This window comes from Actinomadura rugatobispora (assembly GCF_055379765.1).
In genome coordinates this window covers 5,123,793-5,137,688 of sequence record NZ_AP029191.1, presented here as the reverse complement: position 1 = coordinate 5,137,688, position 13,896 = coordinate 5,123,793, and the positions used below count along the sequence as shown (strand labels likewise).

The window sequence follows — 13,896 nt, the reverse complement described above, 5'->3', positions numbered from 1 at the left end:
GGCACACTGTGCTCGCGGGGCATCCGCCCAAGACTGGACTCCGTACGGCCGCAGAGGTACGGAGGAACCGGTGGAAAACGAACTGACCAGACAGACCTGGCTCATGGAACGGGCCCGCGCGCCCTGGCGCGGCTTCCGGCTGTGGCTGCTCTCGATCCCCACGATCATCATCACCTACCTGGTGGCCAGCACGTTCTCCGCGATCAGCATCGGTCTGGGCGTCCTGATCGTCCCGCCCGCCGTGGAGGCCGCGCGCCGCTGGCTCGGCGTCTACCGCCGCCTCATCGGCGAGTGGACCGGCCACCGCATCGAGCGTCCGTATCTGCCGGAACCGGCCGGCGCCGCCGACTCCCCCCACCCGAGGCTCCAGCGCTTCCAGCAGGTCATGGCCGACCCCGCCACCTGGCGCGACCTCGGCTGGATGGTGGCCGACCCGATCGTCGCGCTGTTCACCGCCGCGCTCCCGGCGAGCCTGATCCTGTACGGCTTCTGGGGCTGGAACCTCACCTTCTGGGCCGGCCACACCATCGGCAGCCAAGGCTGGACGGAGTTCTACACCTTCATCCGCGTGGACGCCGGGTACACCTCGAACGCGGCCAACGTGGTCGGCACCGCGGTGCTCGGCACCCTCTTCATCGCGATCGGCTTCCTCATCGGCCCGAAGATGCTCGACGTGTACGGCCGCTGGGGCCGTTCACTGCTCGGCCCCACGGAGAAGGCCCGCCTCGCCCTGCGCGTCCAGCACCTCACCGAGACCCGGTACAACGCGGTGGACGCGTCCGCCGCCGAACTGCGCCGCATCGAACGCGATCTGCACGACGGCGCGCAGGCCCGCCTTGTCGCCATGGGCATGAGCCTCGGCGCCATCGAGCACCTGCTGGACAAGGACCCCGACAAGGCGAGGCTGCTGCTGGCCGAGACCCGCGCCTCGTCCGCCATGGCCCTCGCCGAACTGCGCGACCTCGTCCGCGGCATCCACCCGCCCGTCCTCGCCGACCGCGGTGTGGGCGACGCGGTCAAGGCGCTGGCACTGGACCACCCGCTGCCCGTAGAGGTAACCGTCGACCTGTCTGGACGCCCCGAGCCCCCGGTGGAATCGGCCGTCTACTTCGCCGTCTCCGAGATGCTCACCAACACCGCCAAGCACTCGGGCGCCGAACGGGTGTGGATCGACCTCCGCCACAGCGACGGGATGCTGCGCGCCACCGTCACCGACAACGGCCAGGGCGGCGCCTCGTTCGAAGGCGGCACCGGGCTGCGCGGCATCGAACGGCGGATCGGTAGCTTCGACGGAGTGCTCGCCCTGAACTCTCCTCCGGGCGGCCCCACCATCGTCACCCTGGAGGTCACGTGCACGCTCGACTCGCCCCCCTCCCCGTAGGGAGCGCGCACTGATGCGCGTCGTCCTGGCCGAAGACCTGGCTCTCCTGCGGGAGGGCCTGGTCAGTCTCCTGGAGGCGCACGACTTCGAGATCGCGGCGGCCGTGGACAACGGCCCTTCCCTGGTCAAGGCACTGCTCGACCACCGCCCGGACGTGGCGGTGGTCGATGTGCGCCTGCCGCCCTCGTTCACCGACGAGGGCCTCCAGGCGGCGCTGGAGGCCCGCCGCCGGATCCCGGGCCTGCCGGTGCTGGTGCTGTCGCAGTACGTCGAGCAGCTGTACGCGCGCGAACTGCTGGCCGACGGCAGCGGCGGCATCGGCTACCTGCTCAAGGACCGGGTCTTCGACGCCGCCCAGTTCGTGGACGCGGTGCGCCGCGTCGCGGCGGGCGGCACGGCCATGGACCCCGAGGTCATCTCCCGGCTGGTCGCCAGCACCCGGCAGCGGCCGCTGGGCCGCCTCACGCCCCGCGAGCTGGAGGTGCTGGAGCTGATGGCGCAGGGGCGCTCCAACGGCGCCATCGCGCAGCAGCTCGTCGTCACCGAGCGCGCCGTCACCAAGCACACCGCCAACATCTTCGGCAAGCTCGACCTCGCCGTCTCCGACGACGACAACCGCCGCGTCCTGGCCGTCCTCGCCTACCTCAACCGCTGACCCGGCCGCATCGCGACCGGCGCGTGGGCAATGACCTTGCTGAAACGCGATATCGGGCTATCCCGGTCCTCACATGGTGAATTATCTTGCCAGGCAAGATTGAGCCCTTCTGGAGGGGCCGCCATGACATGGATCCTGGTCCTGCTGTGCCTGGCGATCGCGGGCCGTGAGCTGTACCTGGCGTTCGAGCGCAAGCGCCCCGGCACCACACCCGAACTGGCCGACCTTCGCGCCCGGCTCACCGACACCCGCGAGGAGGTCGAACGGCTCCGCTCCGCGCAGGACGAGCGGTTCGAGCAGACCGCCGCCGACCACACCCACCTCACCGAGTCCCTGGGCGAGACCGACGCCCGCATCAGCTCCCTCATCGGCCAGATCAACGACCGGATGGTGCCCGAGGTCAACACCCGCCTGACCCGGCAGCGCGAGACGATCGAACGCCTCGGCTCCGAACTGGCCGGACTCCGCGGCCACCTGATCGCCCGCCTCGACCAGGCCGTCGCCGCCTCCCTCGGCGCCGACCCCGTCGACACCGTCGCCGGAGCGCTCGCCGCCGACGCCACCGCACCCCGCACCGACCTCGGCCGCGCCTTCGAACGCCTCACCGGCCAGTACGGCCTCCGCGTCGAACTGGCCGACCCCGCCGCGTACCGGATGCCCGGCTCCTCCGACGCCTGGCAGACCCGCTACTACCTCTCCGGCCGCAGCCCGCGCGGCCTGGAACGCGACTTCATCGACCTGCTCCGCGCCCTCGCCGGCCCCGGCACCGACACCAAGGCCGAGGCAGCCCAAACTCTCCTGGGCGCCCTCGAACACACACGAATGGGCGGCGCCCAGATCGGCCCCCTCGTCATAGCCCGCACCCCCCACTCCCTCATCTGCGGCGTGCTCCCCCTGGCCGACCTGCAGAAATCCGAACCCGCCGCCCGCATCGCCGACCCCCTCACCACGGCGGCCAAACTTCAGGCCCTCCCCCCAACCCGCCTCTACACCCCCCGATCCCCCTGAGAGGAGGGGTTGCTTGCGGGTTAGTGGTGGGGGGTGGTCCAGGTGAAGGTGGGTGGGCGGCGTTGTTCGAAGGCGGTGACGCCTTCGGTCATGTCGCCGGTGGGGGCGTGGGCCTCGGCCAGCCAGCGGGCGGTGGTGGACTCCAGGTCGGCGCCGGTCACGATCGTGTCGACGATCTCCTTGGTGGCGCGCTGGGTGAGGAGGGAGCGGGAGGCCAGGGTGGCGGCGAACTCGGTGACGCGCCGGTGCAGGTCGCCGGGATCGACGACCTCGTTCAGCAGGCCGATGCGGAGGGCGTGCTCGGCCGGGACGAGGTCGGCCGAGTAGAGGAGGTACTTGGCCGCGGACGCGCCGACCTGGCGTACCAGGCGCCGCGTCGCCGAGGCCGGGTAGACGATGCCGAGGCGGGCCGGGGTGATGCCGAAACGGGCGTCGGCGGCGGCGAAGCGCAGGTCGCAGGCGGTGGCGAGCTGGCAGCCGCCGCCGACACAGAAACCCTCGATCGCCGCGACGGTCGGCTTGGGGAACGCGGCGAGGGCGTCCTCGGCGACGGTCGAGGGGTGCGCGTCGCCGCGGCGGCGGATCTCCGCCAGCTCGCCGATGTCGGCACCGGCGCAGAAGTTGCCGCCCGCCCCCGTGAGCACCACCACGCGCACGGCCGGGTCGTCGGCGAACACCTCCAGGAGTTCGGGGAGCCGGTGCCACATGGCCGTGGTCATCGCGTTGCGCTTCTCCGGCCGGTCGATCGTGATCGTCGCGACGCCGCCGGCGACCTCGCCGTGCAGCCACTGCTCCGCCATCCCGCCCCCCTCTGTTCGCGGCAATCGTACGAGGCGGCCCTTTCCCGACTCCGCCCTGGGTACGACTCCGCCTCCTCCGCCGGGTGAGGCGCAAGACACCACCTGCGGGTGAGGATTTCGGCGGCGCCGCGGCGGATTCTAGATGTGGGGGCGGCCCGAGGATCGGAGTTCGTGGTGCCACCAAGCACGCGCGTCTTCTGGACCATTCCGCTCGACGACGCCCCGGCCGCGCGCGCGGGCGCCAAGGCGGCCAACCTGGCCCGCGCGGCCCGGCACGACCTGCCGGTGCTGCCCGGCTTCGTCATCCCCGTCCGTCCCGGCGACGGCACCGGTGACCTCCGCGACGCCTGGGCCCGGCTCTCCGCGGGCGGCGAACGCCCCCTGGTGGTCCGGTCGTCGTCCACGCAGGAGGACGGGGCGGTGTCGTCCATGGCGGGCCGGTTCGTGTCGGTGCTGGACGTGCGCGGCTGGGAGCGGTTCCAGACCGCCGTCGACGAGGTCATCGCGTCCGCCTCGGCGCCCGGCACGATGGCGGTGCTGGTGCAGCCGCAGCTGGACGCGGTGGCGGGCGGTGTCATGTTCGGCGCCGACCCTGTCGACGGCCGCACCGACCGGGTGATCGTGTCGGCGGTGCCCGGCGGTCCGCACGCGCTGGTCGGCGGTGAGATCGACGGCACCCGTTACGCGCTGACCAGGCGCGGGCGGGTGGTCGGAGAGCACGGGGGCGGGCCGCTGACCCGGTCGCAGCTGCGCGCGCTCGCCCGGCTGGCGGCGCGGACGGCGTCGGTGTTCGGCGGCCCGCAGGACGTCGAGTTCGCGTTCGACGGGGACGGGCGGCTGTGGCTGCTGCAGAGCCGTCCGGTCACGGCGCTGGCCCCGGTGCCGCCGCGGCGGGCACCGCTGCTGGGGCCGGGACCGGTGGCGGAGACGCTGCCCGATCCGCTGTCGCCCTTGGAGGAGGACCTCTGGCTGATGCCGCTGGATCGGGGGCTCGGCGAGGCGCTGGCCACGGCGGGGGCGGTGTCGCGGCGCGCGCTCCGCAGGCGTCCCACGGTCGTCTCCGTCGGCGGGCGCGCGGCGGCCGACCTGCGGAGGCTGGGGGCCGCGCCCGGCGGCCGCCCGTGGCTGCGGCTGCTCAACCCCGTGCCCGCCGTCCGGAGACTGGCGGTGGCCTGGCAGGTGGGCCGCCTGCGCGCCGGGTTCCCCGAGATCGCCGCGCGTACCACGGCGCGGGTGGACGCGGAGCTCGCGGCCGTTCCGGGGTTGGCGGAGCTCACCGACAAGGAGATGGTCGCCGCCCTGCGCTGGACGCGGGCCACGCTGGTCCCGCTGCACGGTCTCGAAGCGCTCGCTGGCTCCCTTGTGACCGCGGAGAAGTCCGCGACCGCCGCGGCCCAGGGTCTGGCCGCGCTCACCGGGGCCCGCGCCCGAGGTCTGGACGACGCGCGGATCGTCGCCGCGAACCCGGCGGTCCTGGCCCTCACCCCACCGTCCATCGGTCCTACGTGCCTGCCACCGACGCGATGGGGGACGGCGACGCCCGGCTCTGGCCTGGGGGCTCGGGAGGGGTTGCGGTTGCGGATTCGGTGGGTGCAGGAGCTCGGCGCCCGGCTGGCGTGGGAGGCCGGGATGCGGCTGACCTCGGACGACGCGCTGCCGCGCCCCGAGATGGTGCGGGTGCTGAGGTTCGATGAGCTGGTGGCGGCGTTCGAGGGCGGCTCACTCCCCGCCGGTCTGGAACGCGGCGCCGCTCCGCCGCGTACCGCTCCGCTGCCGGCGGTGTTCCGGCTGGCTGGCGGACGGGTCGTGGCGGAGGCACCGCCGCCCGGGGACGGCGCGCGTCCCGCGGGCGGCGGACGGGGGTCCGGGCCGGTCCACGCCGGCCCGGGCTCTCCCCCGGCGGGTTCGGTGCTGGTGGTACGGACCCTGGCCCCTTCGCTGGCGGCGGAGCTGCCGGCGCTGGCGGGGCTGGTGGCCGAGACGGGGAGCCCGCTGTCGCACCTGGCGATCCTCGCCCGGGAGCTCGGGGTCCCGACCGTGGTCGGGCTGCGCGGCGCCCTCGACCGGTTCCCGCCCGGTACCGAGATCGTGGTGGACGGCGACACCGGCGCGGTCGAGGCCGCGGCATGAGGCGGCTGGTGTACGCGGGCCTCGGGGCGATGGTGGCCGCCACCGGGGGTTACACGGTGGTGTACCTGGCCCGGTGGGAGTGGCAGCGGTCGCTGATGGCGGGCGAGTTGCTGCTGGTGTGCCTGATCGTGCTGGTCGCGGTGGCCGGGGCGCACCGGTTGCGGCGGATCGAGCGGCTGCTGGCCGGAGGGCGGCCCGCGGAGAAGACAGAGCCCGTGGAGAAGACAGAGCCCGTGGAGGGGGAGGTGCCGCGGTTCCGGTGGCTGGAGGCCGAGTCCTCCTCGTACAAGGTGTTCATTCCGGTCCTGCTGGGGGTGGGGATCGTGGTGTCGGGCCTGGCGGCCCTGGTGGAACGGGTCGCGGCCTCCATCAGTCGGGGCACGGCCGGGGGCGACGTCGTTCCGGGCTCGCTGCGGTTGCCTGAGGGAGGGGTGCTGGTAGGTGCGCCGGAGCCGCCCCCGGCCGGGCGTGACCTTCGGGTGCGGGTGTTCGGGGCGGGCGTGGCGCTGGTGGTGGCCGCGCTGGGCGTCATCGAGCTGGCCGACCACACCCAGGACCGGCCCGACCCGCCGATGCGCGCGACCGCGAGCACGCTGATCCTCCAGGCGGAGACGAACGGGGTGGCGGCGTCCGGTCCGCTGACGGCGCGGCTGTGGGAGTACTGCCGAGGCTCCACCCGGCCCTACCTGGAGCGCGGCGGGCTCGTCCCCCTGGCCGAGGGGCGCTACGCCCTGGTCGTCCAGCCCGCTCTGGGGGAGTACGCGCTGAGGCGGCTGCGCGGGTGCCTGCAGGACGCGGTCATCGATCACGGGCGGTTCAGCGTGCTGTCCGTACGGCACGACCAGGGGTGAAGAAGGGAAGCGCGGGGAACTTGGGAAAGGGATGCGGAGTCATACGGGGTGTCAGAGAAAGGATTCGGGGGCTCTGCGAGGGGGATCGTCATTATGGACGACCGGCGTGAAGGGATCGCCGGGCGGCGGGAATGCGGAACGGGCGTTGCGTGCTGTACTGTCGTGATAGCGCCTGTGTGTTGCCGCCCCACATCGGTTGGGCGGTGAGGGCGTTTCCTCCCCGCCCGGGCCATCTGAGCGCCCGGTGATTGTGTTCCCCCATTCGTTCGTGTCCGGGGGTACGCGCGGATCCGCGTCCCGGACCATCGCACCAAGGGAGCCGACGGCAGCACGGTGAACCGGAGCTGCATCTCATTCCCTCCACGTACGGGCCACGCGCCGAGCGCGAGCCGTACGCGGAAACCGACTCCAGGCGCCGCACAACGCTTTCCGCGGACGCCTGAGAAGGGATTTCCATGACCACCATGACCACCGAACGCACGGCCGTGCCCAAGCAGCAGGCCACGCGCCGCCGGACGGCGCGGTCCTCGCGGCAGGCGACGGCCGCCACGGGGGCCGGCACTGCGGTGCGGCGGCCCGACCAGCCGGCCGCCGAAGAGACGGTCATCCCGTTCCAGGGCGTGCTGTCCGTGCAGGACAAGCACGCGTTCGTCCGGACGCAGGGCTACGCGCCCGGCCCGTCCGACGTGTACCTCTCGCCCGCGCAGGTGAAGGCGGCCCATCTGCGCCCCGGTGACGTCGTCGCCGGGACGGCCCGCCCGCCCCGCTCCAGCCGCGAGAAGCACAACTCCCTCGTCCAGGTCGAGGCCGTCAACGGGGGCTCCCCCGAGGACGCCGCCGCGCGGCCCGAGTTCGGCAAGCTGACCCCGCTGTTCCCGGAGGAGCGGCTGCGGCTGGACAGCGGCGCGCTCGCGACCCGCGTCATCGACCTGGTCTCCCCCATCGGCAAGGGCCAGCGCGGGCTGATCGTGTCGCCGCCCAAGGTCGGCAAGACGATGATCCTGCAGGCCCTGGCCAACGCCATCAGCATCAACAACCCCGAATGCCACCTCATGGTCGTGCTCATCGACGAGCGGCCCGAAGAGGTCACCGACATGCAGCGGTCGGTGAACGGCGAGGTGCTGCACTCGACGTTCGACCGCCCCGCCGAGGACCACACCGCGCTGGCGGAACTGGCCATCGAGCGCGCCAAGCGGCTGGTCGAGCAGGGCCGCGACGTGGTCGTGCTGCTCGACTCGATCACCCGGCTGGGCCGCGCGTACAACCTGGCGGCGCCGTCCAGCAGCCGCATCCTGGCGGGCGGCGTGGCGACGACCGCGCTGTACCCGCCCAAGAAGTTCTTCGGCGCCGCCCGCAACATCGAGGACGGCGGTTCGCTGACCATCCTGGCGACCGCGCTGGTCGACACCGGGTCCCGGATGGACGACGTGTTCTTCGAGGAGTTCAAGGGCACCGGCAACATGGAGCTGAAGCTCGACCGGGGCCTGGCCGACCGGCGGATCTTCCCCGCGGTCGACATCGAGGCGTCCGGCACGCGGCGTGAGGAGCTGCTCATCGGCCGCGAGGAGCTGCAGCTGAACTGGCGGCTGCGCCGCGCCCTGCACGGTCTCGAACGGCAGCAGGCCGTCGAGATGCTGCTGGAGAAGATGAAGGGCACCACCTCCAACGCCGAGTTCCTGCTGCGCGTGCAGCAGACGACCTGACGCTCCCTCCTCCCCCTCCGCCGGCGGTCAGCCGGTGCGGAAGGATTCCAGGATGCGGTCGTAGCGCCGTTGCGCCGGTGTCCAGTGGCTGTCGGGGGCGTGGAAGGAGAACTCGTATCCGGCCGCCCGGCTGCGCAGCGCGTGCGAGCGCTCGCCGTCCTCGCCCCAGGTGAACTCCCATTCCGCCGCGTCCGCGAGCAGCGCCGGCACGGCCTCGAGCCGCAGCAGGCGGTAGCCGGGGTAGGTTCCGGACGCCAGCGCCTCGTGCTCGGCCGCGCGCAGCCCGGCCAGCGGGTCGCCGGAGACCGGGGTGATGCGCAGCGCCTGCTCGGCCGCCGCGTCCTGCCACTGGACGGTGCCGCCGAGCCGTTCGCGCCGCCAGTCGCGCGGGATGTCGATGTGGTAGCCGCCGGAGCCGGCGACCTCGTGATAGGTGATCATTCTGGGTGAGCGGTGCCCGGCGGTCCCGTGCTCGTCCCCCGAGGCCGGGAGCAGGGCCAGGGGTTCGCTCTTGCCGACGGAGTTCCAGCGCGCGCTCCAGGCTCCCAGGACGACGGCCATCACGACGACCGTCGTGAAGCACGCCACCGTCAGGGCGCGCGGGCGGTTGTCGTGGGCGTGCGCCGCCGGCCCTGGACGGGCCGGGCCGGGATCGGGTTCGTCCACCATGAGGCCGAGGCGCGTAGACCACTGTCTGGGAATCCGCCGCCGCCAGAGCGGGACCGGCGGGTCGGGGGGACGGCCCGCCTCGCGCAGCATCCGCGCAGCGTCGGCTGCCCCCAGCCGCTGGGACGGGTCCTGTTCCAGCAACCCCTGGATGACGGGGGCGAGCCGGCCCGCGTGCACGGGCGGCGGGTAGTCGCCCAGCAGCACCGCCAGCATGGATGCGAGCGCGTGGCGTCGCAGGAACGGCGACACTCCCTCCACGGCCGTGTAGAGCGTCGCCCCGAGCGACCACAGGTCCGACTCGCGCCTGCCGGGTTCCCCCCGGACGCGTTCGGGCGGCATGTACGCGGGAGACCCCTCGATGCCCGCGACGAGCGTCTCCTCCGGTTCCTGGCCGCCCTGGTCCATGTGGACGGCCAGGCCGAAGTCGGTGAGCACGATCCGGCCGTCGTCGCACAGCAGCACGTTGCTGGGTTTGACGTCGCGGTGCAGGATGCCGGCCGCGTGCGCCGCGCGCAGCACCGACAGCACGCGCCGGCCGATGCGGGCGGCGCGTTCGACGCGCACCGGGCCGCGTTCGGCGATCTCCTGGTGCAGGGACCGGGCGTTCAGCAGTTCCATGACGATCCACGGACGCCCGTCCTCGATGACGATGTCGTGCACGTCGATGACGCCGGGATGGCGCAGCGCCGCGGTGGCGCGGGCCTCCTCGATGAGCCTGCGGCACAGGAGCCGGCACTCGCCCGCGGTGAAGCGTTCCGGAAGGCGCACTTCCTTCACCGCGACGTCGCGGCCCAGCATCTCGTCATGGGCGCGCCACACCGTGCCCATCCCGCCCCTGCCGACCACCGAGAGGAGGCGATACCGCTCGGCCAGCGGAATCAACCGATCTCTCCCCATGGGGTGGTTATGCGCGCGAACCGCCCCAAGGCATGTTCCGGGGCACCAAATCCTTTCTTGACCGATCCCCGACCCGGCGCTGAGCCGGGGCGTGGGGAGCGCGCGTGAAGTTAAGGAGCGTTCGCGCGCCTCCTCAAACGCCAGCCGCGGGCGCGGGCGTGGACGAGGGCGTGGACGCGGCCGGTTCGGGGTGCGGCTGCGGGCGCGTTTCCGGCGCCGGCGCTGGCGTCGGTGTCGGCTCCGGTTCCGCTTCCGGCTCCGGCTCCGGCTCCGGCTGCGCGCGGGGCGGCACCGGGCGGCGGCCGCGAGCCGGCTGCGCGACGGGAACGGGCCACCGGTCCAGCGGGTGGTGCAGGACGGTGCCGGGCGGCAGGTCCCGCCGTACGAACCACTCCGTACCCAGAACGAGCCGGAACACCACGCGCGGCAGACGCAGCAGCGCCGTGAACGTGCAGACCGAATCACCGCACAGCCGGTGCGTGACGTGGGCGGCCATGACGGCTCGCTTGGTCGCGCTGTACTTGCGGACGCGGATGCGGTGCGTGATTTCCCCGCGCGAGGTGTACGCGTGCCGCGCGCGCGGGAGCAGGCCGAAACGTGCGATCGGCCCGAGCGCGCGCAGGAGAAGGTCGCGGTCGACCGTCGCCTCCAGGACGACCGGCGTCCCCGCCAGTTCGGCGGCCCTGACCCCGACCCGGTGCACCTGCACATGGTCGGGGTGCCCGTAACCTCCGGCCGGGTCGTACACGGTGAGCAGGTCTGCCTGCTCCTCGCGCAGCACCTCGGCCACTTCCTCGGCGGCGAGTTCCACCTTCGTACGGGAGAACCCGCCGAGCGCGCTGCCGTCGGGACCGGAGTCCTCGTACCCGAGCAGCACGACGCGCTCGCATCCGAGGACGTGCGCCGGCGCGTCGAGCACGTCGGTGCGGACCTGGCCCCTCGGGCGGGCGTCCAGGCCGCTCGGCGCGTGCTCCGCCGCGGCGACCACGAGCACCACCCGGTGGCCCTCGGCCGCCAGGCGCGCCATCGTGCCGCCCGTCAGCAACGCCTCGTCGTCACGGTGGGCGTGGAAGAAGACGCAGGTCCTTCGCACGGCGTGTAGATGCCCCGACCCGGTTGAAGATCATTCCACCGGCTCGTCAAACCTGCGCCATACCCGCCACGCCGCGCACGACCGCGCCGGACGCCCGGTGCTAGGCGGCCCGGTCGAACGTCCCAATAAGGTCAGGTAAGGACGGATTTGGCCCACTTGTAGTCGGACTTCCCCACGGCGGTGCGGTGAACCTCGTCCACCACCGTGATCTGGCGGGGCAGCTTGTACCCGGCCAGGCGGCCCCGGCAGTGCTCGACCAGCGCCTCCAGGGTCGGGGACGCGCCGGGGCGGGCGGAGACGACGGCCGCCACGCGCTGGCCGAAGCGCTCGTCCGGAAGGCCCACGACCACGGCGTCGTACACGTCGGGGTGGGACTTGAGCGCGACCTCGACCTCCTCCGGGTAGACCTTCTCGCCCCCGGTGTTGATCATCAGGGAGCCGCGGCCGAGCAGGGTGATCGTGCCGTCCTCCTCCAGCGCGGCGAAGTCGCCCGGGACCGACCAGCGGGTGCCCTCGGCGTCGGTGAAGAACGTGGACGCGGTCTTCTCCGGGTCGTTGTAGTAGCCGATCGGGATGTGCCCGCTGCGCGCCAGCCGGCCGATCTCGCCGGGCCGCACCGCCTTGAGGTCGTCGTCCAGGACGGTGATGCCGGGCTTCATCATGAAGCGCGCCGTGCCCTCCTTGCCGCCGCCGATCGACGGGCCGCACGCGCCGGTCTCGGACGCCCCGTAGTTGTCCATGAACAGGATGTTCGGCAGGAGCGCCTGCAGTTCGGCCCGGGCGCCCTCGGTCAGCGGCGCCCCGCCGGACGCGATCGCGAAAAGCGAGGACGTGTCGTGCTCGCCGGTCGCCAGTTCCTTCGCCACCGGCCGCGCCATCACGTCCCCGACCAGCATCAGCACGTTGGCCTGCTCGTCCGCCACGATCCGCAGGGCGCGGGCCGCGTCGAACGCGTGGTCGGTGTAGAGGACGACCTTGGCGCCGCTGAGCAACCCCATGAACGCCACCCACTGCCCGGCGCCGTGCATGACGGGCGCGCAGTCCAGGACCGCCATCGGGGGCTGCTCAGCGTTCGCGGCGATCCCCTCGGGGCTGGTGATCGGGTCGCCGAGGACGTTCCCGCCGCCGAGCGCGCCGAAGAAGATGTCCTCGCAGCGCCACTCCACGCCCTTGGGGTAGCCGGTGGTGCCGCCGGTGTACATGATGTAGCGGTCGTCGCTGGACCGCTCCGGGAAGTCGTCGCCGGGGGAGACGGCCGCGAGGGACTTCTCGTACTCGACGGCGCCGGGGACGTCGGCGTCCGAGCCGTCCTCCAGGACGACCACGTGCCGCAGCTTCGGCAGGTCGCCCCGTATCTCCTCGACCCTGGCCAGCAGCGAGCGCTCCCCTATCAGCGCGACCGCGTCGGAGTCGGACAGCACGTGCCGCAGCTCGGCGGCGACGTAGCGGTAGTTCACCGGGATCGGGACGGCCCGGACCTTGAAGGCGCCGAGCATGCTCTCGATCCATTCGGCCCGGTTGTAGGCCAGGATCGCGACGTGCTCGTCCGGGCGAACGCCGGCGGCCGCCAGGTGGTGGCCCACCCGGCTCGCGCGTTCGTCGAGCTCACGGTAGGTGCGGCGCTCGTCCCCGGCGACGAGTGCGGGGCGGTCCGGTCCGGCGGCGGCAAGGATCTCGAGAAGGTCGGCCAGGTTGTAGCTTCGCGCCATGCCACGTCCTCGCGGTCGGGGGGTGGGTGGTATGCGGGTGGGCGGAGCGTCGGTTCCGTCGGGCTTGTCCGGGTTCCGCCGGTGGGGTCATCCGATCATGTCTGGCGTCCGTGCGGGGCTCAATCGCTGCTGACGGATCGTCCAATGGCATCGCTCACAAGGGCGTGAACGCCCCGGTCAATGAGCGATCCGTCACACGACCGCCGCGACCTGGCCCCATCCGGCCACCCCGCCGATCGGGGAAACCGCAGTTCACCAGGGATTCCGCCGGAACGACCCCGGGAGGGCCCGGCGCCGCATCCGGCCGGCCAACGACGTTCTTACACGGCTCTTATCTGGGTACCGGCATGCTTGGCCGTAACGATTTCGCATCAGACGGGGGTAGCGGTGAGCGCAGGCGCGATGGCGTGGACGCCTCCGACATGGGAGGAGATCGTCAGCGAGCACTCCACAAGGGTGTTCAGGCTGGCGTACCGCCTGACCGGTAACCGGCACGACGCCGAGGACCTGACCCAGGACGTCTTCATCCGGGTGTTCCGTTCCTTGTCCTCCTACAGCCCGGGGACCTTCGAAGGATGGCTGCACCGGATCACCACCAACCTCTTCCTCGACCGCGCCCGCCGCAAGCAGCGCATCCGGTTCGACGCGCTCGGCGACGACGCGGCCGACCGGCTGCAGGGCCGCGAGCCGTCGCCCGCCCAGGCGTACGACGAGCGGCACCTGGACGCCGACATCCAGCGCGCGCTGGACGCGCTGGCGCCGGAGTACCGCGCCGCGGTGGTCCTGTGCGACATCGAGGGCCTGACCTACGAGGAGATCGGCGCCTCGCTGGGCGTCAAGCTCGGCACCGTGCGCAGCCGCATCCACCGCGGCCGGGCCCAGCTCCGCGCCGCCCTGGAGCACCGCCGCCCGCCCGAGCCCGCCCCGGCCCCGAGCCTGGACGGCGACACCGTCCCCACCTCCTACTGACCCACCCGGCCACCCCCGCCACCTGCACTCA

At 72.8% G+C, this 13,896-nt stretch carries 10 protein-coding genes and 1 pseudogene; 7 read left to right on the top strand and 4 right to left on the bottom strand.

The genetic code is table 11. The features are described 5' to 3' along the window. The first annotated feature begins 70 nt into the window (after positions 1-70). The 3 genes from ACZ466_RS22710 to ACZ466_RS22700 all read left to right on the top strand — a co-directional run bounded on the left by ACZ466_RS22710 (position 71) and on the right by ACZ466_RS22700 (position 3,044). A complete protein-coding gene (locus ACZ466_RS22710; protein WP_378287406.1) occupies positions 71-1,381 on the top strand; it encodes a sensor histidine kinase in 1,311 nt (436 codons plus the stop codon). A gap of 13 nt (positions 1,382-1,394) precedes the next feature. Then, on the top strand, positions 1,395-2,036 hold the full coding sequence (locus tag ACZ466_RS22705; RefSeq protein ID WP_378287405.1) for a LuxR C-terminal-related transcriptional regulator: 642 nt from the start codon (positions 1,395-1,397) through the stop codon (positions 2,034-2,036). Between the two features lie 123 nt (positions 2,037-2,159). After that, positions 2,160-3,044 carry a hypothetical protein gene (locus ACZ466_RS22700; protein ID WP_378287404.1) on the top strand — a complete coding sequence of 295 codons (885 nt, stop codon included), beginning with the start codon at positions 2,160-2,162 and terminating at the stop codon, positions 3,042-3,044. A gap of 20 nt (positions 3,045-3,064) precedes the next feature. Here ACZ466_RS22700 and ACZ466_RS22695 read toward each other — a convergent pair whose 3' ends face one another. Beyond that, positions 3,065-3,844 carry an enoyl-CoA hydratase/isomerase family protein gene (locus ACZ466_RS22695; protein WP_378287402.1) on the bottom strand — a complete coding sequence of 260 codons (780 nt, stop codon included), beginning with the start codon at positions 3,842-3,844 and terminating at the stop codon, positions 3,065-3,067. Between the two features lie 174 nt (positions 3,845-4,018). Here ACZ466_RS22695 and ACZ466_RS22690 point away from each other — a divergent pair, with 174 nt between their 5' ends. The 3 genes and pseudogenes from ACZ466_RS22690 to rho form a co-directional block, all read left to right on the top strand. After that, on the top strand, positions 4,019-5,974 hold the full coding sequence (locus ACZ466_RS22690; protein ID WP_464043927.1) for a PEP/pyruvate-binding domain-containing protein: 1,956 nt from the start codon (positions 4,019-4,021) through the stop codon (positions 5,972-5,974). Further along, a complete protein-coding gene (locus ACZ466_RS22685; RefSeq protein ID WP_378287400.1) occupies positions 5,971-6,825 on the top strand; it encodes a hypothetical protein in 855 nt (284 codons plus the stop codon). The genes ACZ466_RS22690 and ACZ466_RS22685 overlap by 4 nt, the downstream gene beginning before the upstream one ends. 635 nt (positions 6,826-7,460) lie before the next feature. Next, positions 7,461-8,528 (top strand): annotated as a pseudogene (rho, locus tag ACZ466_RS22680) (transcription termination factor Rho); the annotation flags it as partial. Between the two features lie 27 nt (positions 8,529-8,555). On the opposite strand, the gene ACZ466_RS22675 reads toward rho, so the two are convergent. From ACZ466_RS22675 to ACZ466_RS22665, 3 genes are all read right to left on the bottom strand, one after another. Continuing rightward, the gene (locus ACZ466_RS22675; RefSeq protein ID WP_378287399.1) at positions 8,556-10,094 is read right to left on the bottom strand and encodes a serine/threonine-protein kinase; all 1,539 of its coding nucleotides are present in this window, start codon (positions 10,092-10,094) and stop codon (positions 8,556-8,558) included. 133 nt (positions 10,095-10,227) lie between these two features. Then, positions 10,228-11,187, bottom strand: coding sequence for a PIG-L deacetylase family protein (locus tag ACZ466_RS22670; RefSeq protein WP_378287398.1), 960 nt, complete (start codon positions 11,185-11,187; stop codon positions 10,228-10,230). Positions 11,188-11,318: 131 nt separating this feature from the next. Further along, positions 11,319-12,896: an acyl-CoA synthetase gene (locus ACZ466_RS22665; protein WP_378287396.1), complete on the bottom strand. Its 1,578-nt coding sequence runs from the start codon at positions 12,894-12,896 to the stop codon at positions 11,319-11,321. Between the two features lie 402 nt (positions 12,897-13,298). On the opposite strand from ACZ466_RS22665, the gene sigE reads away from it, so the two are divergent. Next, positions 13,299-13,865, top strand: a complete 567-nt coding sequence (gene sigE / locus ACZ466_RS22660; protein ID WP_378287439.1) for an RNA polymerase sigma factor SigE — start codon at positions 13,299-13,301, stop codon at positions 13,863-13,865. Positions 13,866-13,896 lie beyond the last annotated feature (31 nt).